22 protein-coding genes are annotated in these 22,959 nt (G+C 40.7%); 7 read left to right on the top strand and 15 right to left on the bottom strand.

The genetic code is table 11. The features are described 5' to 3' along the window. Positions 1 to 99 precede the first annotated feature (99 nt). Positions 100 to 1,356 (top strand): tyrosine--tRNA ligase, encoded by a 1,257-nt coding sequence (gene tyrS, locus O3599_RS07040; protein WP_247939572.1) that lies wholly within the window; start codon positions 100 to 102, stop codon positions 1,354 to 1,356. Positions 1,357 to 1,434: 78 nt separating this feature from the next. On the opposite strand, the gene O3599_RS07045 is transcribed toward tyrS, so the two are convergent. Together O3599_RS07045 and O3599_RS07050 are read right to left on the bottom strand one after the other, a co-directional pair. Next, a complete protein-coding gene (locus O3599_RS07045) occupies positions 1,435 to 3,495 on the bottom strand; it encodes a heavy metal translocating P-type ATPase (protein WP_247939573.1) in 2,061 nt (686 codons plus the stop codon). Position 3,496: 1 nt separating this feature from the next. Next, positions 3,497 to 3,775: a DUF6110 family protein gene (locus O3599_RS07050; RefSeq protein WP_000910909.1), complete on the bottom strand. Its 279-nt coding sequence runs from the start codon at positions 3,773 to 3,775 to the stop codon at positions 3,497 to 3,499. Positions 3,776 to 3,926: 151 nt separating this feature from the next. On the opposite strand from O3599_RS07050, the gene O3599_RS07055 reads away from it, so the two are divergent. After that, positions 3,927 to 4,775: a putative RNA methyltransferase gene (locus tag O3599_RS07055; RefSeq protein WP_247939574.1), complete on the top strand. Its 849-nt coding sequence runs from the start codon at positions 3,927 to 3,929 to the stop codon at positions 4,773 to 4,775. A gap of 105 nt (positions 4,776 to 4,880) precedes the next feature. Here O3599_RS07055 and O3599_RS07060 read toward each other — a convergent pair whose 3' ends face one another. The 3 genes from O3599_RS07060 to malQ all read right to left on the bottom strand — a co-directional run bounded on the left by O3599_RS07060 (position 4,881) and on the right by malQ (position 9,122). Next, positions 4,881 to 5,087, bottom strand: a complete 207-nt coding sequence (locus tag O3599_RS07060) for a hypothetical protein (protein ID WP_345773199.1) — start codon at positions 5,085 to 5,087, stop codon at positions 4,881 to 4,883. 233 nt (positions 5,088 to 5,320) lie between these two features. Beyond that, a complete protein-coding gene (gene glgP, locus O3599_RS07065; protein WP_247939575.1) occupies positions 5,321 to 7,579 on the bottom strand; it encodes a glycogen/starch/alpha-glucan family phosphorylase in 2,259 nt (752 codons plus the stop codon). 25 nt (positions 7,580 to 7,604) lie between these two features. Continuing rightward, positions 7,605 to 9,122 (bottom strand): 4-alpha-glucanotransferase, encoded by a 1,518-nt coding sequence (gene malQ, locus O3599_RS07070; protein ID WP_000747274.1) that lies wholly within the window; start codon positions 9,120 to 9,122, stop codon positions 7,605 to 7,607. Between the two features lie 479 nt (positions 9,123 to 9,601). Between malQ and O3599_RS07075 the strand changes: the two genes are divergently transcribed. The 5 genes from O3599_RS07075 (at position 9,602) to O3599_RS07095 (ending at position 15,062) form a co-directional block, all read left to right on the top strand. Then, positions 9,602 to 10,873 (top strand): extracellular solute-binding protein, encoded by a 1,272-nt coding sequence (locus O3599_RS07075; RefSeq protein ID WP_004259122.1) that lies wholly within the window; start codon positions 9,602 to 9,604, stop codon positions 10,871 to 10,873. Between the two features lie 110 nt (positions 10,874 to 10,983). Further along, entirely contained in the window at positions 10,984 to 12,276 is a 1,293-nt protein-coding gene (locus tag O3599_RS07080) for an ABC transporter permease subunit (RefSeq protein ID WP_261073481.1), read from the top strand. A 1-nt stretch (position 12,277) separates the two neighbouring features. Continuing rightward, positions 12,278 to 13,120 carry a sugar ABC transporter permease gene (locus tag O3599_RS07085; RefSeq protein WP_033675775.1) on the top strand — a complete coding sequence of 281 codons (843 nt, stop codon included), beginning with the start codon at positions 12,278 to 12,280 and terminating at the stop codon, positions 13,118 to 13,120. Between the two features lie 145 nt (positions 13,121 to 13,265). Next, entirely contained in the window at positions 13,266 to 14,066 is an 801-nt protein-coding gene (locus O3599_RS07090; RefSeq protein ID WP_033687469.1) for a DUF1189 domain-containing protein, read from the top strand. 9 nt (positions 14,067 to 14,075) lie between these two features. After that, a complete protein-coding gene (locus O3599_RS07095) occupies positions 14,076 to 15,062 on the top strand; it encodes a LacI family DNA-binding transcriptional regulator (RefSeq protein WP_049510888.1) in 987 nt (328 codons plus the stop codon). 28 nt (positions 15,063 to 15,090) lie between these two features. On the opposite strand, the gene O3599_RS07100 is transcribed toward O3599_RS07095, so the two are convergent. From O3599_RS07100 to hisS, 10 genes are all read right to left on the bottom strand, one after another. Next, positions 15,091 to 16,032 carry a YitT family protein gene (locus O3599_RS07100; RefSeq protein WP_120719254.1) on the bottom strand — a complete coding sequence of 314 codons (942 nt, stop codon included), beginning with the start codon at positions 16,030 to 16,032 and terminating at the stop codon, positions 15,091 to 15,093. After that, on the bottom strand, positions 16,010 to 17,773 hold the full coding sequence (gene aspS, locus O3599_RS07105) for an aspartate--tRNA ligase (protein WP_371512407.1): 1,764 nt from the start codon (positions 17,771 to 17,773) through the stop codon (positions 16,010 to 16,012). The genes O3599_RS07100 and aspS overlap by 23 nt, the downstream gene beginning before the upstream one ends. A gap of 154 nt (positions 17,774 to 17,927) precedes the next feature. Beyond that, positions 17,928 to 18,158 (bottom strand): hypothetical protein, encoded by a 231-nt coding sequence (locus O3599_RS07110; RefSeq protein WP_000832185.1) that lies wholly within the window; start codon positions 18,156 to 18,158, stop codon positions 17,928 to 17,930. 17 nt (positions 18,159 to 18,175) lie between these two features. Beyond that, on the bottom strand, positions 18,176 to 18,814 hold the full coding sequence (locus tag O3599_RS07115) for a CPBP family intramembrane glutamic endopeptidase (protein ID WP_023947603.1): 639 nt from the start codon (positions 18,812 to 18,814) through the stop codon (positions 18,176 to 18,178). 9 nt (positions 18,815 to 18,823) lie between these two features. Continuing rightward, positions 18,824 to 19,522 carry an ABC transporter permease gene (locus O3599_RS07120; RefSeq protein WP_371512410.1) on the bottom strand — a complete coding sequence of 233 codons (699 nt, stop codon included), beginning with the start codon at positions 19,520 to 19,522 and terminating at the stop codon, positions 18,824 to 18,826. Next, positions 19,515 to 20,339: an ABC transporter ATP-binding protein gene (locus tag O3599_RS07125; RefSeq protein WP_033687477.1), complete on the bottom strand. Its 825-nt coding sequence runs from the start codon at positions 20,337 to 20,339 to the stop codon at positions 19,515 to 19,517. Before O3599_RS07125 ends, O3599_RS07120 begins: the two co-directional genes overlap by 8 nt. Before the next feature lie 10 nt (positions 20,340 to 20,349). Continuing rightward, positions 20,350 to 21,087, bottom strand: a complete 738-nt coding sequence (locus O3599_RS07130) for a DUF3169 family protein (protein ID WP_371512412.1) — start codon at positions 21,085 to 21,087, stop codon at positions 20,350 to 20,352. A 2-nt stretch (positions 21,088 to 21,089) separates the two neighbouring features. Next, positions 21,090 to 21,287 carry a hypothetical protein gene (locus tag O3599_RS07135; protein ID WP_049510882.1) on the bottom strand — a complete coding sequence of 66 codons (198 nt, stop codon included), beginning with the start codon at positions 21,285 to 21,287 and terminating at the stop codon, positions 21,090 to 21,092. Then, the gene (locus O3599_RS07140) at positions 21,287 to 21,490 is read right to left on the bottom strand and encodes a helix-turn-helix transcriptional regulator (RefSeq protein ID WP_025173208.1); all 204 of its coding nucleotides are present in this window, start codon (positions 21,488 to 21,490) and stop codon (positions 21,287 to 21,289) included. Before O3599_RS07140 ends, O3599_RS07135 begins: the two co-directional genes overlap by 1 nt. Positions 21,491 to 21,633: 143 nt before the next feature. Continuing rightward, positions 21,634 to 22,914 carry a histidine--tRNA ligase gene (gene hisS, locus O3599_RS07145; RefSeq protein ID WP_247939582.1) on the bottom strand — a complete coding sequence of 427 codons (1,281 nt, stop codon included), beginning with the start codon at positions 22,912 to 22,914 and terminating at the stop codon, positions 21,634 to 21,636. Positions 22,915 to 22,959 lie beyond the last annotated feature (45 nt).

The raw sequence follows: 22,959 nt of genomic DNA on the forward strand, positions 1-22,959 counted from the left end.
TCAATAAAATAGCCACTTTCTTCCCTATTCTACTAGGCTATTGCCCAAGTTTGTGATACAATAGGTAGAAACAATATTTTTAAAAAGGAGAAAAGACACATGCACATTTTTGATGAGCTAAAAGAGCGTGGTTTGATTTTTCAAACGACTGATGAAGAAGCTTTGCGTAGAGCCCTAGAAGAAGGTCAAGTTTCTTATTATACTGGCTACGATCCAACTGCTGACAGCCTTCACCTAGGCCACCTTGTCGCAATCTTGACAAGTCGTCGCCTGCAACTAGCAGGTCACAAACCTTATGCGCTCGTTGGCGGTGCTACAGGTCTCATCGGAGATCCGTCCTTCAAAGATGCTGAGCGTAGTCTCCAAACAAAAGACACAGTAGATGGCTGGGTCAAGTCTATCCAAGGACAACTTTCTCGTTTTCTTGACTTTGAAAATGGCGAAAACAAGGCTGTCATGGTCAACAACTACGACTGGTTTGGCAGCATCAGCTTCATTGACTTCCTCCGTGATATCGGAAAATACTTTACTGTCAACTACATGATGAGCAAGGAATCTGTGAAAAAACGGATTGAAACAGGGATTTCTTACACTGAGTTCGCTTACCAAATCATGCAAGGGTACGATTTCTTCGTCCTTAACCAAGACCACAACGTAACGCTTCAAATCGGTGGTTCTGACCAGTGGGGAAATATGACAGCTGGTACTGAATTGCTTCGTCGTAAGTCTGACAAGACTGGCCACGTTATCACTGTTCCATTGATCACAGATGCAACTGGTAAGAAATTTGGTAAATCAGAAGGAAACGCCGTCTGGCTCAATCCTGAAAAGACTTCTCCATACGAAATGTACCAATTTTGGATGAACGTTATGGACGCAGACGCTGTTCGCTTCTTGAAAATCTTTACTTTCTTGTCACTTGATGAGATTGAAGACATCCGTAAACAATTTGAAGCAGCTCCACACGAACGCTTGGCACAAAAAGTCTTGGCTCGTGAAGTCGTAACACTTGTTCACGGTGAAGAAGCCTACAAAGAAGCCCTCAACATCACTGAGCAACTCTTTGCAGGAAACATCAAAAACCTTTCTGTCAAAGAGCTCAAACAAGGACTTCGTGGCGTTCCAAACTACCAAGTACAAGCAGACGAAAACCACAATATCGTGGAACTACTCGTTTCATCTGGTGTGGTTAACTCAAAACGCCAAGCCCGTGAAGACGTCCAAAACGGAGCTATCTATGTCAACGGCGACCGCATCCAAGACCTTGACTATGTCTTGAGTGACGCAGATAAGTTAGAGAACGAACTGACTGTTATCCGTCGTGGAAAGAAAAAATACTTTGTATTGACTTACTAAACTATTCAACATTTACCTATAAACAAAGGAGTTACCCTCGAGAAAGGTAACTCCTTTTTGCTGTGAATAGTCCCCCACCTATCCCTTAATAGACAGACTACGCAGTACAATGCGCAAGGTTGTTAGATTATGTAAGATAGAGAGATTTGAAGGACTGAGCCAATTAAATAAGCCAAAGCCAATCAAACTACTATTTACGACAACGGTATCTTGAATATTCTTCTTGATGAGTGTTTGCAAAGATGATGATAGCGAATCCAACTCTTGGAAGAAATCCAAACGATTATCTAACAATAAGATATCACTCATCTGCTTAGAAATATCTGCACTCTCATTCATCACCACACCGATATCTGATAGGGTTAGAGCAGCTGAGTCATTCAACCCATCCCCAACCATCAAAATAGTGTGACCTGCTTTCTGCAGTTCCTCTACTAACTCAAATTTCCCATCAGGTTTCAAGTCTGTATAGATCTGATCAAAGGGCAAATCTTTGACTAATTCCTCTGTTCTAACCAAGGTGTCCCCTGTTGCCAGAATCAATTTTTTCCCTTGTGCCTTAAGTTTCTCCAAGGCCGCTTTTGCTTCTTTTCTCAAAGGAGTATGAATGCAGAACATTCCAATCAATTCATTCTGATAAGCCAAGAATAAGAGATTGTAGTGACTCTTGTACTCTTCAATTAAAGCATTTTGTTCTGAACTGATATGAATCTGCTCATCCTGCATCAAGACATAATTCCCAATAAGAACTGGTTGGCCATCTATATGAGATTTGATCCCCTTGCTTGCGATATATTGGAGTTTCCCATGCATTTCCTCATGTTCAATCCCCTCTATCTCAGCTTGCTTAACGATGGCATTAGCAATAGGATGATAAATGTGTTCCTCAAGACAGGCACTGATTCTGAGAATATCTTCCTCACTATAGTCTCCAAAAGGTAACACCTTTTCAACTATCGGATAGCTAGTTGTGATTGTCCCAGTCTTATCAAACAAGAAAGTATCAACTTCCAGGTATTTCTCCAGAACATCTCCATCCTTAATCACCATTTCACGGTTCAACCCCTCCTTGATAGCTGCCAAATAAGCTACAGGAGTAGAGATTTTCAAAGCGCAGGAGAAATCGACCAATAGGAAAGAAATAGCCTTAGAAAAAGAACCTGTTAATAGGTAAGTTAGCCCAGCCCCCAAGAAATTATATTTGACGACCTTGTCCGCCATTTTGATGAAATAGCGTTGTTTCGTTTTCTTGTTTTCTTCAGATTTCTTCATCAACTCAATCAGTTGTAAAATCCGGCTGTTCATCTGATTATCGGTTACACGAATACGTAACTCTCCAGTTTCTAATACTGTATTTGCACAAACCAAATCAGACTCTCTTTTTTCAACTGGAAAACTCTCTCCCGTCAAGGAACTTTCGTTGACCATACCTAAACCTGAAACTACTTGTCCATCAAACAGAATTTCATTTCCTTGAGATAGGACCAAGACATCTCCTATTTGAACATCGGAACTCTTGATACTAACAACCGTATCGCCCTGTACTAAGAATACGTCGCTCTCTTTTGCAAGAAGACTCTGTTCTAAATCTGTTGCAGTTTTTTTCAAAGACCACTGATCTAAATGATTCCCCAAATCAAGCATAAACATGATATTGCTAGCTGTCTTGGATTGGTTCATAAACAAGGACAATAAAATCGCCGAACAGTCCAAGACCTCCATCGTTAGTTCCTTACGCGCTAGTGTTTGATAGGCTTCTCTGATATAACCCAAAGCCTGATAACAAGTCCATATATAGCGAATAGGATACGGCACAAAACTACGAAAAATCATACGCTTAATCGCTGCACCTGAAACAATAGAATAAGCACTCTCTTCTCTACGAATGGGAAGAGTCATCAACTCAGAAACTTTCCCTTTATCAATTCTTTTTAAAAAGGCTTCTGCATTATCTAATACAGAAAAGCCTTCTTTTATGCGTAGAGTAAAGTGCTGTTGATCCATGTAAAACTGGATAGACTCAATCCCCTTTTCATCTCTCGCCAAGGAACGAAGATAGTCTTGAATATCCAAGGTGAGTGAAAAAGAAGATGATAGTCGGATATGTTGGTATCCTCTATGTAGCACTTTAAAAGACATATTATTCTCCTATAAGGCTATCTAATTGCTCTTCTTTTTTCTCTTGCTCGTACAAATATTTGGCATCTTGCAAGACATCGTCTCCATGTTGCTTCACAACAGAAACAGATGCGTCTAGCTCGTCTTTCAACTTGTAAGCCTTAGCCAAAGCTTTAGAATAACCTTTTTTAGCTTCCTTACTTGCTAAGATTTTCAAGCCAAGGGTACCAAATGCGACACCACCCAAAAAGAGTGATGATTTTTTCGCAACTTTTGCAACGGTTAATACTTCTTTTAACATACTTATTTCCTCCTTATCATTATTATATAGCAATTTAGATATAAAAGCAATTTTATTCTATAAATTGGAGAATTAGTTTTATTTCTACTGAATCTCCCATCTACTCACTCCTAAAGTTGCTTTCATTTGCCTCTTTTGATACACTTAAATTATGAATACAAACCTCAAACCCAAACTTCAGCGTTTTGCTTCTGCGACTGCCTTTGCCTGTCCTATCTGTCAAGAAAATCTGACTCTGGTAGAGAGCAGTCTCAAATGCAACAATCGCCATTCTTTTGACTTGGCTAAATTTGGCTATGTCAATCTGGCACCTCAAATCAAGCAATCTACCAACTACGACAAGGAAAATTTTCAAAACCGTCAACAAATCCTAGAAGCTGGTTTTTACCAGGCTATTCTAGAGGCCGTCTCTGATTTACTTGCAAGCTCAAAAACTGCCACAACAATCTTGGATATTGGTTGTGGCGAAGGTTTCTACTCTCGTAAACTCCAAGAAAGTCATCCTGACAAAACCTTCTATGCCTTTGATATTTCCAAAGATTCAGTCCAAATCGCTGCCAAGAGCGAACCCAACTGGGCAGTCAATTGGTTCGTTGGCGACTTGGCTCGTCTTCCTATAAAAGATGCCAGCATGGATATCCTGCTTGATATCTTTTCACCTGCCAACTATGGAGAATTTCGTCGCGTTTTATCCAAAGACGGTATCTTGATAAAGGTTATCCCAACTGAAAATCATCTCAAAGAAATCCGTCAAAGGGTACAGAACCAGCTGACAAACAAGGATTATTCTAACCAAGATATCAAGGAGCATTTCCAGGAACACTTTACCATCCTATCTAACAAAACTGCCTCTCTGACTAAGACTATCACAGCAGAACAACTCCAAGCCCTACTCAGCATGACGCCCCTACTCTTTCACATCGACCAGAGCAAGATTGACTGGAGCCAACTGACAGAGATTACTATTGAGGCTGAGATTCTGGTTGGGAGAGTACTATAATTGACACAAAAAACCGCATTTCAAGAAGATCTGCGGTTTTAAATTTCAATTTTTAAACTATCTATCCCAAAAGTCTAAAACATTTAAAGATTTTAGCTTATCCATTTATTTTCGATTCGAAATAACAAACTTATCAATGAACAGTAAGTGAAATAAGGCCAGTACCAACCCCCACAAGCTACCACGAAGAGAGATTTCTTGATGATTGAGAGGAAACAAATCATGGTTACCAATATAGAGGCATGTTAAAATAACAAATAGAATCCAAAATAAATCCGTCCATTTATATTTTGAAAAATATTTTTTCCACATAAGAACACCTTCTTTCCTATAATTATATTATAATACTTTATATAAGCGAATACAAGGGATATGAGGTAATCAACTACGAAGAAACATGAGGTTGAAAGAAAGTGTTAAACCTTCAATACATCTATGATTTCTCTTCTTTTAAGACAAGATTGACCAAAATTCACATCACTCAAAAAAGCGAATTTCAATCGAAATTCGCTTCATAGGAAAGTATATTAGTATGAATTTGTATCTTAGTTCAAGTGCCAGATATCTTCGTTATACTGAGCGATTGTACGGTCAGATGAGAAGAATCCTGCTTTAGAAATGTTAACGATGACTTTATCCAACCATGCGTCGCGGTCTTCGTAATCAGCAAGCATTTGCTCTTTGACTTTGATGTAGTCTTCCAAGTCAAGAAGAGTCATGAACCAGTCTTTGTTGATCAATTCATTGTAAAGACGTTCCAAGCGCTCTTTGTTTCCAGCTGCAAGAACTGCATCGCTAACGATGAAGTCAACCAATGGTTTGATAGCTTCACGAGCGTAGAATTCGCTTGATTTGTAAGCTGCTTTTGCGTAAAGGTCGATAACAGTTTCTGAATCTTCACCAAAGATGTAGATATTTTCGTCGCCAACCAACTCAGCGATTTCCACGTTAGCACCGTCCATAGTACCAAGAGTCAAAGCTCCGTTCAACATGAATTTCATGTTACCAGTACCTGAAGCTTCTTTAGAAGCAAGTGAGATTTGTTCTGAGATATCACATGCTGGGATAAGGAAGCTTGCTGCAGTAACGTTGTAGTTTTCAACCATAACTACTTGCAAGTGTGGAGCTACTGCTGGATCGTTAGCAATAACTTCTGACATGCAAAGAATCAAGTGAATGATGTCTTGAGCGATTGTGTAGGCTGGAGCTGCTTTACCACCAAAGAAGATTGTGATTGGACGAGCAGGGATGTTACCAGCTTTGATGTCAAGGTATTTGTGGATCACGTACAAAGCATTCATTTGTTGGCGTTTGTACTCGTGAAGACGTTTGATTTGGATATCAAAGATAGAGTTTGGATTGATTTCCACACCTTGGTGTTCTTTCAAGTGACGAGCCAATTTACGTTTGTTGTGAGCCTTGATGCTTTCCAATTTTTCTTTGACAGCTGCTTTGTCTTCGTATGACAAGAGTTTCTCAAGCTCATCAGCTTCATGGTGCCAACCTTCTCCAAGAATCTCATCCAAGTAGTGAGACAAGCTTGGGTTAGCATGCATGAGCCAACGACGGAAAGTGATACCGTTTGTTTTGTTGTTGAATTTTTCTGGGTAAAGGTCGTAGAAGGCTTTCAACTCAGAGTTCTTCAAGATTTCAGTGTGGAGTGCTGCTACCCCGTTAACGCTGTATCCGTAGTGGATATCCATGTGAGCCATGTGAACACGTCCGCTCTCATCGATAATTTGAACAGCTGGATCTTTCACTTCTGCTTTCACACGACGGTCCAATTCTTCGATAATTGGTACCAAGTGAGGAACCACTTCTTGCAAGAATTCAAGAGGCCATTTTTCAAGGGCTTCAGCAAGGATTGTGTGGTTAGTGTAGGCAGTCATGCTACGAACGATTGAGATTGCTTCGTCAAGTTCGATACCACGTGCAGTCAAAAGACGGATCAATTCAGGAATAACCATTGATGGGTGAGTATCGTTGATTTGTACAACTGCGTAGTCAGCAAGGTCATGCAAGTTGCTTCCTTTTTCGATTGCTTCGTCGATGATCAATTGCGCACCGTTTGAAACCATGAAGTATTGTTGGAAGATACGGAGCAACTCACCTTGACGGTCACTATCATCTGGGTAAAGGAAAAGAGTCAAGTTGTGAGCGATGTCTGTCTTATCAAAGTTGATACCATCTTTAATGATTGAAGAATCAACTGAATCCAAGTCAAACAAACGCAAGCGGTTCTTAGTTTCTGTCTTGTAACCAGGTACATCGATATCGTAAAGAGTTGATGTCAATGTGAAGTGAGCAAATGGCACTTGGTAGCTACGGCTTGAGCGAACCAACCAGTTTTGCTCTGTCAACCATGCATTTGGAATTGTTTCTTGTTGGTTATTTTTAAGAACTTGTTGGAAAAGACCGTAGTGGTAGTTAAGACCAACACCGTCACCGTTCAAACCAAGAGTAGCAATTGAATCGATAAAGCAGGCAGCCAAACGTCCCAAACCACCATTACCAAGAGATGGTTCCAATTCAACTTCTTCAACTTCGATCAAGTCTTTACCTGCAGCTGCAAGTTCTTTTTTAACATCGTCGTAAAGACCAAGGTTGATCAAGTTGTTTGACAAGAGTTTACCAATCAAGAACTCAGCTGAGATATAGTAAACTTTCTTTTTACCAGTGTTGACTGGTTTTTGACTACTTGCAAGCTTGCTGTAGTTAAGAAGAGCCAGGTAAAGCTCTTCATTGCTACATTCTGCAATGGTTTTATTGTAACGATTTTGTACAAATTCTTGTAGTGATAACATGTTTAAGGTGTCTCCTGATATTGTATTATTTCTTTAATTCTACCAAATTTTCATTGATTCGGCGATAGATTGTTGTCAAGTCAAGCAAGCCTTCCTCGACAGCTGGTGTCAATTGATCTTCAGTCATACGCCAAGACCAGTTTCCACCAAGAGTAGATGGGAAGTTCATACGAGCTGCCTCATCCAATTCTAGCAAATCTTGCATAGTTGCAATTGCCATGAAGCTAACTGATGAAAAGACTGTACGAAGCATAGCATGTGGCACTGTTTCGTATTCTTTACGGTTAGTGTAGCGAGCCATGTATTCACGAGTCGCATCATCGATCTCGTTACGGTACCAACCAAGGACCGTATTGTTATCGTGTGTTCCTGTGTACATAACTGAGTTAGCAGGTGCCAAGTGTGGGCTATCGATACTTTCGTCTTCTGGGTTGAAGGCAAATTGAAGAATCTTCATTCCTGGGAAGCCAGTACGTTCACGCAATTCGATAACTTCGTCTGTCATGAAACCAAGATCTTCTGCGATAATGTTTAGCTCACCAAGTTCTTCCTTAACAGCTGCAAAAAGCTTGTAGCCAGGACCTTTCACCCACTCACCAGGTGCTGCTGTATCAGAACCAGCAGGGATTTCCCAGTAAGATTCGAAACCACGGAAGTGGTCAATACGAACGATGTCGTAGATTTTGAAGCTTTCACGCAAGCGTTCAATCCACCATTTGTAACCATCTTTGTCCATTGCTTCCCAGTCATAGATTGGGTTACCCCAAAGCTGACCAGTTGCAGAAAATTCATCTGGTGGGCATCCTGCGATGCAAGTCGCCTTACCGTTGACATCTGTCTTGAAGAGATGTGGATTTGCCCACATATCGCTTGAATCTTCCGCTACGTAGATTGGCATGTCTCCAACGATTTCGATGTGGTTGTCGTTAGCGTAAGCTTTCAATTTCAACCATTGTTGGAAGAAGAAGTATTGAGTCACACGGTGGTAAACCAACTTGTCTGCCAATTGCTCACGGTAACTTTCAAGTGCTGAAGCTTTACGAGCACGAGCATCTGCATCTGGCCATTCAGTCCAAGCAAGATTGTCAAAATGCTCCTTGATAGCCATATACTCTGCAAAGAGTTCAAGCCATGATTGGTTGTCTTGAGCAAATTTCTCAAAATCTTTAACATCTCCTACTTCCAAGAAACGTTTTACCGCTTTTTCTAAAAGAGGACGACGTGCATAGTAGATTTTCGCATAGTCAACTTCAGATGCATCGCTACCAAAGTCAACCCCTTCAAGGTCACTTGCTTGCAACAAGCCTTGTTCCACCAAGATATCTAAATCGATAAAATGAGTGTTCCCTGCGAAGGCTGAGAAAGATTGGTAAGGAGAATCTCCGTAACTAGTTGTTCCTAGTGGAAGGATTTGCCAGTAACGTTGTTTTGTGCGAACCAAGAAATCAACGAAGTCGTAAGCACTTTTACCAAATGATCCGATTCCGTATGCCCCTGGAAGAGAAGAAATGTGCATCAACACACCACTTTGACGTTTTTTCATAATAAGCACCTCATGTGTTTATAGTTAGATATTACATTTTTATGAGCGCAAACGTTTGCGCTATTACTAGTATAGCTCATTTTCTCGATAAATGCAAGCGGTTTTAAGTAACTTTTTTGATTATTTTTTAAAATTTTTTTCTTCTTACTCGTATATATATTCTTTCAGGCAACAAACAAAATAGGAATAAGGGTTTCACTTATCTCATTAAGCAAAAATAAAGCGAGAATCCTCTCTGGTTTCCATTTGTAAATTAGGCAATCGTTTTCTCAACTTTTTTTAAATTTAAAACAAAACGGATTTTTGGGATTTTCTACTATTATATGACGATGAAGCGTTTACTTTTTTTCACAATTTTTTAAAAAATTTTTACAAAAAACACTTGCAACCGCTTTCCGATTGTGCTATACTAGTCCCATAAAGGAAAACGTTTGCGTTTCCTCATTATAAAATTTGTTATTCTTTAGGAGGAATACACTATGTCATCTAAATTCATGAAGAGCGCTGCTGTGCTTGGAACTGTTACACTTGCTAGCTTGCTTTTGGTAGCTTGCGGAAGCAAAACTGCTGATAAACCTGCTGATTCTGGTTCATCCGAAGCGAAAGAACTCACTTTCTACGTTGAAGACCAATATAAAGCCTTTGCTGAATCAGCTGCAAAAGCTTACGAAAAAGAAGCTGGCGTAAAAGTTACCATCAAAACAGGAGACCAAATGGGTGGGCTTGACAAACTTTCTCTTGACAACCAATCAGGTCAAGCTGCTGACGTTATGATGGCTCCATACGACCGTGTAGGTAGCCTTGGTACTGACGGACAACTCTCAGAAGTGAAATTGAGCGACGGTGCTAAAACAGATGATAAAACTAAATCTCTTGTGACAGCTGCTGATGGTAAAGTTTACGGTGCTCCTGCTGTTATCGAGTCACTTGTTATGTACTACAACAAAGACTTGGTAAAAGAAGCTCCAAAAACTTTTGCTGACTTAGAAAACCTTGCTAAAGATAGCAAATATGCCTTCGCTGGAGAAGATGGAAAAACTTCTGCTTTCCTAGCTGACTGGACAAACTTCTACTATGCATATGGACTTCTTGCTGGTAACGGTGCTTACGTATTCGGACAAAACGGTAAAGACGCTAAAGATATCGGTCTTGCAAACGACGGTTCTATCGCAGGTATCAACTACGCTAAATCTTGGTATGAAAAATGGCCTAAAGGTATGCAAGATACTGAAGGTGCTGGCAACTTAATCCAAACTCAATTCCAAGAAGGTAAAACAGCTGCTATCATCGACGGACCTTGGAAAGCTCAAGCCTTTAAAGATGCTAAAGTAAACTACGGTGTTGCAACTATCCCAACTCTTCCAAATGGAAAAGAATATGCTGCATTCGGTGGTGGTAAAGCTTGGATTATCCCATCAAGCACTAAGAACCTTGAAGGCGCTCAAAAATTTGTAGACTTCCTTGTTTCAACTGAAGAACAAAAAGCCTTCTACGATACAACTAACGAAATCCCAGCTAACACTGAAGCTCGTACATATGCTGAAGGTAAAAATGATGAGTTGACAACAGCTGTTATCAAACAGTTCAAGAACGCTCAACCAATGCCAAATATCTCTCAAATGTCTGCAGTTTGGGATCCAGCGAAAACTATGCTCTTTGATGCTGTAAGTGGTAAGAAAGATGCGAAAACAGCTGCTAACGACGCTGTAACATTGATCAAAGAAACAATCAAACAAAAATTTGGTGAATAAAAAATTTGTTCAAGGGGGGTGGAATTCAAATCCCCCTTTGAATTTATCAATAGAAAACATATATAGTTTAGGTTTTAACTAGAAACTAGTATCCTATGAAAGGAGTTATTATGGAAAAGCAACAACCTAGTAAAGCAGCCCTGCTGTCTATCATTCCTGGGTTAGGACAGATTTACAATAAACAAAAAGCAAAAGGTTTTATCTTCCTTGGTGTAACCCTTGTATTTCTCCTCTACTTCCTAGCACTTGCAGCCCCTGAATTGAGTAATCTCATCACTCTTGGTGACAAACCAGGTCGTGACAATTCCCTCTTTATGCTGATTCGTGGTGCCTTCCATTTAATCTTTGTAGTTGTTTATGTACTCTTTTATTTCGCAAATATCAAAGATGCACATACAACTGCCAAACACATTAACAATGGCATACCAGTAGCACTTACCTTTAAAGAAATGGTCAAAGGAATCTATGAAAATGGCTTCCCTTACCTCTTGATTATTCCATCTTATGTTGCCATGACTTTTGCGATCATCTTCCCAGTTATCGTAACCTTGATGATCGCCTTTACCAACTACGACTTCCAACACTTGCCACCAAACAAATTGTTGGACTGGGTTGGTTTGACCAACTTTACGAACATCTGGAGTTTGAGTACCTTCCGTTCTGCCTTTGGTGCCGTTCTTTCTTGGACTATCATCTGGGCTTTGGCTGCCTCAACTTTACAGATCGTCATCGGTATCTTCACAGCTATCATTGCTAACCAACCATTTATCAAAGGAAAACGTATCTTTGGTGTTATTTTCCTTCTTCCTTGGGCTGTTCCAGCCTTCATCACTATCTTGACATTCTCAAATATGTTTAACGATAGTGTCGGAGCCATCAACACTCAAGTATTGCCAATCTTAGCTAAATTCCTTCCTTTCCTTGATGGTACTCTTATTCCTTGGAAAACAGACCCAACTTGGACTAAGATTGCCTTGATTATGATGCAGGGTTGGCTTGGATTCCCATACATCTACGTTTTGACCTTGGGTATCTTGCAATCTATTCCTAACGACCTTTACGAAGCAGCTTATATTGACGGTGCCAATGCTTGGCAAAAATTCCGCAACATCACTTTCCCAATGATCTTGGCTGTTGCGGCACCTACTTTGATTAGTCAATACACCTTCAACTTTAACAACTTCTCTATCATGTACCTCTTCAATGGTGGAGGACCTGGTAGTGTCGGAGGTGGAGCTGGTTCAACCGATATCTTGATCTCATGGATCTACCGTTTGACAACAGGTACATCTCCTCAATACTCAATGGCGGCAGCTGTTACCTTGATTATCTCTATCATTGTCATCTCAATCTCTATGATCGCATTCAAGAAACTACACGCATTTGATATGGAGGACGTCTAAGATGAATAACTCAATTAAACTCAAACGTAGACTGACTCAAACCCTTACTTACCTCTACTTAATTGGCCTATCAATCGTGATTATCTATCCACTTTTGATTACCATCATGTCAGCCTTTAAAGCAGGTAACGTCGCGGCCTTTAAACTCGATACTAACATCGACTTCAATTTTGATAACTTTAAAGGACTCTTTACTGAAACCCTATACGGTACTTGGTATCTCAACACTTTGATTATCGCCTTAATTACTATGGCTGTTCAAACAAGTATTATCGTACTTGCTGGTTATGCTTACAGCCGTTACAACTTCTTGGCTCGTAAACAAAGTTTGGTCTTCTTCTTGATTATCCAAATGGTGCCAACCATGGCCGCTTTGACAGCCTTCTTCGTTATGGCACTTATGTTGAACGCCCTTAACCACAGCTGGTTCCTCATCTTCCTCTACGTTGGTGGTGGTATCCCGATGAATGCTTGGCTCATGAAAGGCTACTTCGATACAGTGCCAATGTCTCTAGACGAATCTGCAAAACTAGACGGTGCAGGACACTTCCGCCGCTTCTGGCAAATTGTTCTTCCACTTGTTCGCCCAATGGTTGCCGTACAAGCTCTCTGGGCCTTCATGGGACCTTTTGGAGACTATATCCTTTCTAGTTTCTTGCTTCGTGAGAAAGAATACTTTACTGTTGCCGTAGGTCTCCAAACCTTCGTTAGCAATGTGAAAAACTTGAAGATTGCCTACTTCTCAGCAGGTGCTATCCTCATTGCCCTTCCAATCTGTATTCTCTTCTTCTTCCTACAAAAGAACTTTGTTTCAGGACTTACAAGTGGTGGCGACAAGGGATAATATATCCCCGCCACCCTTTTTCATTTTAAAACTTGTTACTATAAAACTATCCTTGTAGCAAGCAATTTATCTCCTAGACTTGAAATAAAGCACATTTCTCTATATAATAATACTCATATAGAAAACACCTTTTAGAAAGATACCTATGCTTCCATATCCATTTTCCTATTTTTCAAGTATTTGGGGATTTCGTAAGCCCCTGTCCAAACGTTTCGGACTCAACTGGTTCCAACTTCTCTTTACCAGTATCTTCCTTATCAGCTTATCTATGGTACCTATTGCCATCCAAAACAGCTCGCAGGAGACTTATCCGCTAGAAACCTTTATCGATAATGTCTATGAACCATTGACAGATAAGGTTGTACAGGATCTCTCTGAACACGCTACAATTGTTGATGGCAAATTAACTTATACTGGAACAGCTAGTCAAGAGCCTTCTATTGTGATCGGTCCAAGTCAAAGCAAGGAATTACCTAAGGACTTGCAACTGCATTTCGATACGAATGAGCTCGTCATCAGCAAGGAAAGTAAAGAGCTGACCCGTATCTCTTACCGAGCGATTGAGACTGAGAGTTTCAAAAGTAAAGACAGCTTGACCCAAGCCATTTCTAAAGACTGGTACCAGCAAAATCGTGTCTATATCAGTCTCTTCCTAGTTCTCGGTGCAAGCTTCCTCTTTGGTTTGAATTTCTTTATCGTCTCTCTAGGAGCGAGTCTTCTCCTTTATATCACTAAGAAATCACGCCTCTTTTCATTTAGGACCTTTAAAGAGTGCTACCATTTTATCTTGAACTGTTTAGGATTACCAACCCTGATTACGCTTATTTTGGGACTATTTGGCCAAAATATGACAACTCTCATTACTGTACAAAACATTCTTTTTGTTCTGTATCTGGTCACTATCTTTTATAAAACGCATTTCCGTGATCCAGATTACCATAAATAGGAGATTTTTATGCCCGTTACGATTAAAGACGTGGCCAAGGCTGCTGGTGTTTCGCCTTCAACCGTAACCCGTGTTATTCAAAATAAATCAACCATTAGTGACGAAACAAAAAAACGCGTTCGCAAGGCTATGAAGGAGCTCAATTACCACCCCAACCTCAACGCTCGTAGTTTGGTAAGCAGTTATACCCAAGTTATCGGCTTGGTCCTTCCTGACGACTCAGACGCCTTCTATCAAAATCCTTTCTTCCCATCTGTCCTCCGTGGTATCGCCCAAGTCGCATCTGAAAACCACTATGCCATTCAGATTGCAACAGGTAAAGATGAAAAAGAGCGCCTTAAAGCTATTTCTCAGATGGTCTATGGTAAGCGTGTAGATGGTTTGATTTTCCTCTATGCCCAAGAAGAGGACCCTTTGGTTAAGTTAGTAGCAGACGAGCAATTTCCTTTCCTTATCTTAGGTAAATCTCTATCTCCCTTCATTCCACTTGTCGATAATGACAATGTCCAAGCTGGTTTTGATGCGACAGAGTATTTCATCAAAAAAGGCTGCAAGCGAATTGCCTTTATCGGAGGTACTAAGCGACTCTTCGTAACACAAGACCGTCTGACAGGTTACGAGATGGCTCTAAAACAACACCAACTTCCTCTCGATACTAATCTGACTTGCTTTGCTACTGAATTTCTTGAAGATAATGGTTATCGCTTTAGTAGACTTCTCTTCAAACACGATTCAAATATTGACGCTATTATTACCATTGATAGTCTCCTTGCTGCAGGGGTCTGTGATTACATCGCAAAACACCAACTGGATGTCCCTGTCCTCAGCTTCGACTCAGTCAATCCCAAGCTCAACTTGGCGGCCTATGTTGATATCAATAGTTTGGAGCTTGGTCGTGTTTCCTTTGAAACTATCCTCCAGATAATCAATGATGCTAAAAGCAATAAACAAATTTGTTATCGCCAGTTGATTGCCCACAAAATTATCGAAAAATAAAAACCAGCTCACGCTGGTTTTTTGGTTACTAATTTTCTGTTTCAACAAATCGTCCCAAAATATGAACATTCTCAGATACAGAGACAAAGGCACCTGGATCCACCTGTTTCATAATCTGTTTAAATTCATTAAACTCTGCACGTGTAATGACAGTGATTAAAACTGCCTTTCTTTCATGATTATAGGTTCCTTCTGCATCGTGGATCATGGTTGCACCGCGGTGCAATTTTTTATGGATTTTTTCAATTACCTTCTCTGGATGATTGGTCACAATCATGGCCTGCATCCGTTTTTGCTTGGTAAAGACAGCGTCTGTGACACGGCTAGAGACAAAGATGGTAATCATAGAGTAGAGAGCGTATTCCCAACCAAAGGTCAAGCCTGCTATCAGCATGATGGTCCCATTTACCAAGAAAGAAATACTACCAACATTCTTACCCGTTTTCTTGCGAATAGTCAGGCTGACGATATCCGTCCCACCACTGGAGATATTGTTTCGAAGAGCAAAACCAATCCCCAAGCCCATGACAACACCCCCAAAAAGGGCATTGATAATGGGATCCTCCGTCAAGGTCGCCACAGGGACAAACTGGATAAAGAAGGAACTCATGGATACCGTTATAAAGGTAAAGACGGTGAACTTATGCCCAATTTGATACCAAGCCAAGACCATCAAAGGGAAATTAATGGCATAGAAGGTCAACGAAATCGGGATATGAAAACCAAACCAGTGATTACTCAAGGCAGAGATAATCTGTGCCAGACCTGTCGCACCACTCGAATACACATGCCCTGGTTGGAAAAAGAAATTGACCGCTACTGCTGATAAAAAACCATAGACCAGAGAGGCCGAAATCTTCTCATCATATTTTTCCCGAGAGATGCTTTGTAAGACACGTAAAATTTTTATCTGATAAGCAAAGCGGCGCAGATAATAGCGCCACCGCTTAATTCGTTTTGCTTGTTTCATCTTCTTCTATTTGTAAGCTGAGTTCCTCTAGTTGTTTGAGAGCTACTGTTGAAGGAGCTTGTGTCATTGGGTCAGCCGCCTTGTTGTTTTTAGGGAAAGCAATGACTTCACGAATATTTTCTTCTCCTGCTAAGAGCATGACAAATCGGTCAAGCCCAATAGCCAAGCCACCGTGTGGTGGGAAACCATAGTCCATGGCTTCAAGAAGGAAACCAAACTGGTCATTTGCTTCTTCAGCTGAGAAACCAAGAGCCTTGAACATGCGTTCTTGAAGGTCTTTTTGGTTGATACGAAGGCTACCACCACCAAGCTCATAACCGTTCAAGACGATATCATAAGCAATGGCACGAACCTTAGCTAAATCACCTTCTAATTCGTGAGCAGTCTCTTCCTGTGGAAGGGTGAACGGATGGTGGGCGCTCATGTAGCGACCTTCTTCTTCAGACCATTCAAACATTGGCCAGTCAACCACCCAAAGGAAGTTAAATTTATCGTTATCAATCAAACCAAGCTCTTTGGCAATACGTCCACGAAGGGCACCAAGCGTTGCATTGGCCACTTCAAGCGTATCCGCCACGAAGAGAACCAAGTCCTTATCTTCAAGAGCAAGCGCTGTTGTCAATTCTGCTTGGATGCTAGTCAAGAACTTGGCAACTGGTCCGTTTAATTCTCCATCAACAACCTTGACCCAAGCAAGGCCTTTGGCACCATATTGTTTGGCTACTTCAGTCATCTTGTCGATGTCTTTACGTGAATAGTTGTCCGCAGCGCCTTTGACCACAATGGCTTTTACAGCAGGTGCTTCTGAGAAGACTTTAAAGTCTACACCTTTGACCACTTCTGTCAGGTCCTGAAGCAACATGTCAAAACGGGTATCTGGCTTGTCAGAACCGTAAAGAGACATCGCATCATCGTATTTCATACGAGGAAATGGAAGTGTTACTTCGATACCTTTTGTTTCCTTCATCACGCGGGCAATCAAGCCTTCTGTAATATCTTGGATTTCTTGCTCAGTAAGGAAAGACGTTTCCAAGTCGACCTGAGTGAACTCAGGCTGGCGGTCTCCACGCAAGTCCTCATCACGAAAACATTTAACGATTTGGTAGTAACGGTCAAAACCAGCATTCATCAAGAGCTGTTTCGTGATTTGTGGACTTTGAGGAAGGGCGTAGAAATGCCCTCTATTTACACGAGATGGCACCAAGTAGTCACGCGCCCCTTCAGGAGTTGACTTAGAAAGGAATGGTGTCTCCACGTCAATAAACTCCAACTCATCCAAGTAGTTGCGGATAGAGTGGGTCACCTTGGCACGAAGTTTAAGATTTTCCAACATTTCTGGACGACGAAGGTCAAGGTAACGGTAACGCAAACGTGTATCGTCATTGGCCTCAATGCCATCCTTAATCTCAAATGGGGTTGTTTTAGCTGTATTCAGTACTGTCAGAGCTGTCACGTTTAGCTCGACTGCACCAGTTGGCAACTTATCATTGGCTTGCTCACGCGCAGCGACCTGTCCAGTCACCTCGATAACAAATTCGCTACGAAGGCTTTCAGCTGTTGCCATGACCTCTGCAGATACTTTTTCAGGGTTGATAACCAACTGCATAATTCCTTCACGGTCACGAAGATCGATAAAGATCAAACCACCAAGGTCACGACGACGGCCAACCCATCCTTTCAAGGTTATTTCTTGTCCGATGTGTTCCTCACGAACACGACCAGCATACATACTACGTTTCATTGTTTCTCTCCTCTTTTATTCTGTTACTATTTTACCATAAAAGCGCAGGCTCTTCATGAAAATCATCAGAAAAGTTTGCCAGTCTTTAAAAATCAAGTGAAGACTCTAAAAATTGACGCCCATACAAAAATCCGATGAAGTTCATCGGACTCTTTTATTTTGAATTGTTGCCTGCTTTACGCTTTTCAGCAATTTCGGCTGCCTTTCGAGGCAAGACAATTTCCGTTGTGTAAGCTGTCCCAAAGCGCAAGACACCTGCAATAGGGGCAAAGACGACTGCTAGATAGTTATAGAAGAAATCGCCCTTAAAGGCATAAGCTAGCGCTCCAATGATGAAAAATAGAACAACTGCCTGAATCACTGCTAATAAAATTACTCGTTTCATGTGACCTCCTGACTCTATTATAGCATGAGAATCATCAAAAAGCTGACTAAATTATTCAAAGCGTGGAGAGAAATACTGTAGACCAGACCTTTTCTACTAATATAGGCCAAGCCCAAGCTAAAACCAAGACTAGCATAAACTAAAAATTGTTGAACATCACCTGGGAAATGAATCAAGGCAAACAAAACACTAGATACCAGAAGAAACAGAACCTGTTTGCTCTTGTCCTGCTTAGGAAAGAGATAGCGTGCCAACATCCCTCTAAAGATAAGTTCTTCTGTCAAAGGAGCAAAAATAACGACAGCAAAGAAGGAGAAGAGTGGTTGAGACAAGGTCAAGTCTGTCGCTATTTGCTGATTTACTGAAGGATCATCGGGCAGGAAGAATTGAACGACAAGAGCTAAGAACCAAACCAAGGCAGGAAGCCAAATAAATCGGTTGAAGTCACTCTTCTCAATATGAACAGGAGCTTTCTGATACCATTTGTAAATGCCGTACACGTATACTCCAGCCAAGGCCACATAGAGCAAGGTAACAGCATAGGGGGAAGCGCCTAAGGCAAGCGAAGCAGTCGCGAGCCCCTGAATGAAGCTATAGATAAAGAAAAAGGATAGAAGGGCTAGAAGAAACCAGCCGAGGTTTTTAAGTAATTTCATAAAGGTCTCCTATCTTGCTTTATAGCTGTTTTTCAATACAAAGAGGTCTGCTATTCCTAACACAAGTACCCAAGCAAGTAACATGCCGATATTAGAAAAAGATATTTCCCCACCTTTTTTATTTAAAAGATTTACAATTGGACCAATAAAAGAGTAATCCAACACTTTCTGAACCGTATCATTTTGAAGAGCAATTATAGGTAAAAAAGAAACAATTAACACAGGGAAGATACTATAAACTTGCGCTTTAGATTGAGTATCTGACACCGCACCGATTAGAAGGTTGAGAAAAATAATACTAATAGTTGCTAGGAGCAAATAGATAACGTAGGCAAATAAATAACCAGATACATCTACTTTAAGATAGATGGGAAGTACAGTCATAGCAACCAACATTATCAGAATAGGGAGAACAAGCATACTGAAAGTATATTCTGTTGCTGTCACACCACTTAGGATGAGTGATTTAAGATTTCGTTTTTCCTTATCTTCTGCCATCATAATCGATACCATATAACCACTTCCCATGCTCAAGACCATCGTCAAGCTAGAAGATAGTAAAAATAGGCTCAATTGTCCATTCTTATTTAAAAATTCATTATATAAAACAGCAATACCAAAAGGCATCAATAAAGTCGCTAACAAAGTTGAATTGCTAATAAGAACTTGCACTCTTAACCATAGTAGGGCATTTAATTTTCTAAACATCTAACTTTTCTCCTGTCAATCTGATAAAGATTTCTTCTAGTGTTGGCTCACAAGAGTGAACCACCATCAAATCTGTCGTGTCTAAATGTGGCAATTCTTCAAATGGAACTATCTGTTCTCGTCCATCGTTATAAACCACACGTACTTTCTTATCCACATGGTACTTCTGGATAATATCTTGCGGACTTCCATACTCTATTAAGTTCCCCTTATTCAAAAGAGATAAGCGATCACAAAGCAGAGTTGCTTCATTCATATCATGCGTGGTCAGAAAGATAGTTGTCCCCGCCTGCTTTAATTCTTGAAGTAGGATATGAATCATCTTAGATGTTGTAGGGTCTAAGCCACTAGTTGGCTCATCTAGGAAGAGAATCTTAGGAGCATTCAGAAGGGCACGAGCCAAGAACATTCGTTGTTTCATTCCTGTAGATAGTTTTTCTGCGATAATATCTTTAGCATCTGCCAATCCAACCTGTTGGAGCACCTGATTTACTCTATCTGACTTGAGACCATATAGCTTAGCATAGATGAGCAGATTTTTGTAAAGACTCATCTTTTCATAAAAACCACTGCCATCACTAACTATACCAATTTGTTCCAAATCATTTGAAGTTAAATCTTGAGAATTCTTGCCTAACAAAATTGTGTTACCTTGATCTGCAGCCAACTGACCTGTTAAGACATTGATCATGGTTGTTTTACCTGAGCCAGAAGGTCCAAGAAAACCAAAGATTTCACCCTCCTTGATCTCAAAAGAAATCTGATGAAGAGCCTTTTTGCTCCCAAAACTTTTGCTTACATTTTCAACACGAATCATAGAAACTCCTTTATTTGAAATAACGTTTTACCATAGGTAACTGCATCACATTGATATAAATATGGATTGCTCCTACAAGCAAGAAGGCTAGTAACTGAATCTCTCCTGTCAGTAAGGAAAAGAGAGCAATCAGAAAGTACAAAGCTGGCAAGACATAGTTATTTAATTGGAATAGAATCCGAAAACTCTGTTCCAAATTAGCCTTGCGCTCCCCTTCATCATAAGAATCGAAATGATCCAAGATATCCTTTGGTGTAGAGAAAAATGCCAAATCAAACTGACGAACAATCGCAATGGTCTTAAAAAGATATTTTTGAGCATTTAAAACTAACACTAACCCCAAAAAGGAAAGGGATAAGGTTATATGGCTTATATCGAGTACAATTACTTCACTTCCTGAAATGAAGAGAGCCAATAAAATCGCTACACTTGTAATATTAGAAGTAATGGTTCCAAATTCGAGATTACGATACATCTGCACATAATAGGTTTCATTCAGATCATCATCTATTTCCTCTTGATACAAGGAGTGAAATTTTCTGCTTTTCTTTAAGAAATTGAACGTCAAAAGAATACCAACAAAACCTAATAGTAAACCAATAGCTGATATCCAGGGTAGCAAGACTTTTACATCTAACATAATTCCATGGGGTTCGGCACCAGCCTTCAACATATCTACAAATATGTACAAGAAAGCTCCCGAGACAACAGACATCAAAAATAACAACAATCCACGTTTCTTTTTCATATTCATTCTCCTTTTTCACTTGCTAAATTGTTTGCTTTCTTTTCAATCCAGTCAATTACTGGTATGAGGGCAAAATAGGCCCAAACAAATTGGTTACTTTGATAGGGACTAAACCAGCCTAAGTCTATCCCAATCAATAGAAATACGCTGACTAATAGAGCTACGACAACTACATAATAGATCACTTTATACTTGTTCATCACTCATCCTCCTCTAAGCGAAATACCGATTCGACTGTTTCGTTGAAAATTTGAGATATTTTCAGGGCAATGATAATGGACGGGGTGTATTCGTCCCGTTCTAGTAGGCTAATGGTCTGCCTGGAAACCCCTGCTAGCTTAGCCAGTTCGGTTTGGTTGAGACCATCGCGAGCTCGAAGCTCTTTTAGACGATTTTTAAGCATTCCTTTCTCCTTTTCTCTTAACTTGCTTACATTGTAACACATCTTTTTCTTTTTGACAAGCATATTTGTCAAAAAGTTTATGATTTTTGTCATTTTGCAAAAGAAAAAGGTCAGGAATAAAATCCTGACCAGTTTATCTATCATTAAAATCCTAGTTTTTCAAAGATTTCTGAGAAGTTTTGGCTGATAGCCTCAAGTGACACTTGCACTTCTTCTCGGGTTTGATTGTTCTTGACCGTCACTTGTCCGCTTTCGACTTCACTCTCCCCTAGAGTGATGAGAGTCTTAGCCGCAAAGACATCGGCTGACTTGAATTGAGCTTTGAGCTTACGGTTGAGGTAATCACGCTCTGCTTTGAAACCTTGTTGGCGAAGGGCTTGCACCAATTCCAAAGCCTTGGCATTTGCTCCTTGACCCAAGACTGCGATATAAACATCTAGGGCGTTTTCGATAGGGAGGGCCACACCTTGCTTTTCAAGAATGAGAAGCAGGCGCTCTACACCAAGCCCAAAACCAAATCCAGCAGTTTCAGGGCCTCCAAAGTAAGCAACCAAACCATCGTAACGACCACCCGCACAGACGGTCAAGTCATTGCCCTCGATCTCAGTGATAAACTCGAAAATCGTGTGATTGTAGTAGTCCAGACCACGCACCATATTGGTATCGATGATATAGTCTACTCCAAGATTTTCCAACATCTGACGCACAGCATCAAAGTGTGCTTGGCTTTCTTCATCAAGGAAGTCCAAGATAGAAGGCGCATTCTCGACTGCTACCTTGTCTTCTTTCTCCTTAGAGTCCAAGACACGGAGAGGATTTTCCTCCAAACGACGTTGGCTATCCTTAGACAAGGTCTCCTTGAGCGGTGTCAAATAGTCAATTAAGGCTTGACGGTAGGACGCACGGCTCTCAGGATTTCCAAGAGTGTTAAGATGTAATTTGACACCTTGGATGCCGATTTCTTTCAAGAAATGGGCTGCCATAGCGATGGTTTCCACATCGGTAGCTGGATTGCTTGATCCAAAACACTCAACACCAATCTGGTGGAACTGGCGCAAACGCCCTGCCTGTGGACGCTCGTAACGGAACATTGGTCCCATGTAATAGAACTTACTTGGCTTTTGCACTTCTGGGGCGAAAAGTTTATTTTCCACATAGGAACGGACAACGGGCGCAGTTCCTTCTGGACGGAGGGTAATATGACGGTCACCCTTGTCATAGAAGTCGTACATTTCCTTGGTTACGATATCGGTCGTATCTCCGACAGAGCGACTGATAACCTCGTAATGCTCAAAAATGGGCGTGCGCACTTCTGCATAGTTGTAGCGCTTGAAAATCTCACGGGCAAAGCCCTCAACGTACTGCCACTTGGCAGATTCAGCAGGTAAAATATCCTGCGTTCCTTTTGGTTTTTGTAATTTCATAGGGTGTCCTCTTTAAACTTAATAGTCTTATTTTACCATAAATAG

The sequence above is a fragment of the Streptococcus sp. 27098_8_103 genome (genome assembly GCF_041432345.1).
GTDB classification, from domain to species: domain Bacteria; phylum Bacillota; class Bacilli; order Lactobacillales; family Streptococcaceae; genus Streptococcus; species Streptococcus mitis_BV.

What these genes read in the sequence shown, in the direction of transcription:
- O3599_RS07110 (WP_000832185.1), bottom strand. Translation starts at nt 18,158, where the DNA reads ATGAAACGAGTAATTTTATTAGCAGTGATTCAGGCAGTTGTTCTATTT.
- hisS (WP_247939582.1), bottom strand. Translation starts at nt 22,914, where the DNA reads ATGAAATTACAAAAACCAAAAGGAACGCAGGATATTTTACCTGCTGAA.
- O3599_RS07090 (WP_033687469.1), top strand. Translation starts at nt 13,266, where the DNA reads ATGCTTCCATATCCATTTTCCTATTTTTCAAGTATTTGGGGATTTCGT.
- O3599_RS07045 (WP_247939573.1), bottom strand. Translation starts at nt 3,495, where the DNA reads ATGTCTTTTAAAGTGCTACATAGAGGATACCAACATATCCGACTATCA.
- O3599_RS07115 (WP_023947603.1), bottom strand. Translation starts at nt 18,814, where the DNA reads ATGAAATTACTTAAAAACCTCGGCTGGTTTCTTCTAGCCCTTCTATCC.
- O3599_RS07095 (WP_049510888.1), top strand. Translation starts at nt 14,076, where the DNA reads ATGCCCGTTACGATTAAAGACGTGGCCAAGGCTGCTGGTGTTTCGCCT.
- O3599_RS07060 (WP_345773199.1), bottom strand. Translation starts at nt 5,087, where the DNA reads ATGTGGAAAAAATATTTTTCAAAATATAAATGGACGGATTTATTTTGG.
- O3599_RS07130 (WP_371512412.1), bottom strand. Translation starts at nt 21,087, where the DNA reads ATGAAAAAGAAACGTGGATTGTTGTTATTTTTGATGTCTGTTGTCTCG.
- O3599_RS07075 (WP_004259122.1), top strand. Translation starts at nt 9,602, where the DNA reads ATGTCATCTAAATTCATGAAGAGCGCTGCTGTGCTTGGAACTGTTACA.
- O3599_RS07100 (WP_120719254.1), bottom strand. Translation starts at nt 16,032, where the DNA reads ATGAAACAAGCAAAACGAATTAAGCGGTGGCGCTATTATCTGCGCCGC.
- O3599_RS07050 (WP_000910909.1), bottom strand. Translation starts at nt 3,775, where the DNA reads ATGTTAAAAGAAGTATTAACCGTTGCAAAAGTTGCGAAAAAATCATCA.
- O3599_RS07140 (WP_025173208.1), bottom strand. Translation starts at nt 21,490, where the DNA reads ATGCTTAAAAATCGTCTAAAAGAGCTTCGAGCTCGCGATGGTCTCAAC.
- O3599_RS07085 (WP_033675775.1), top strand. Translation starts at nt 12,278, where the DNA reads ATGAATAACTCAATTAAACTCAAACGTAGACTGACTCAAACCCTTACT.
- tyrS (WP_247939572.1), top strand. Translation starts at nt 100, where the DNA reads ATGCACATTTTTGATGAGCTAAAAGAGCGTGGTTTGATTTTTCAAACG.
- O3599_RS07120 (WP_371512410.1), bottom strand. Translation starts at nt 19,522, where the DNA reads ATGTTTAGAAAATTAAATGCCCTACTATGGTTAAGAGTGCAAGTTCTT.
- O3599_RS07055 (WP_247939574.1), top strand. Translation starts at nt 3,927, where the DNA reads ATGAATACAAACCTCAAACCCAAACTTCAGCGTTTTGCTTCTGCGACT.
- glgP (WP_247939575.1), bottom strand. Translation starts at nt 7,579, where the DNA reads ATGTTATCACTACAAGAATTTGTACAAAATCGTTACAATAAAACCATT.
- O3599_RS07080 (WP_261073481.1), top strand. Translation starts at nt 10,984, where the DNA reads ATGGAAAAGCAACAACCTAGTAAAGCAGCCCTGCTGTCTATCATTCCT.
- aspS (WP_371512407.1), bottom strand. Translation starts at nt 17,773, where the DNA reads ATGAAACGTAGTATGTATGCTGGTCGTGTTCGTGAGGAACACATCGGA.
- malQ (WP_000747274.1), bottom strand. Translation starts at nt 9,122, where the DNA reads ATGAAAAAACGTCAAAGTGGTGTGTTGATGCACATTTCTTCTCTTCCA.
- O3599_RS07125 (WP_033687477.1), bottom strand. Translation starts at nt 20,339, where the DNA reads ATGATTCGTGTTGAAAATGTAAGCAAAAGTTTTGGGAGCAAAAAGGCT.
- O3599_RS07135 (WP_049510882.1), bottom strand. Translation starts at nt 21,287, where the DNA reads ATGAACAAGTATAAAGTGATCTATTATGTAGTTGTCGTAGCTCTATTA.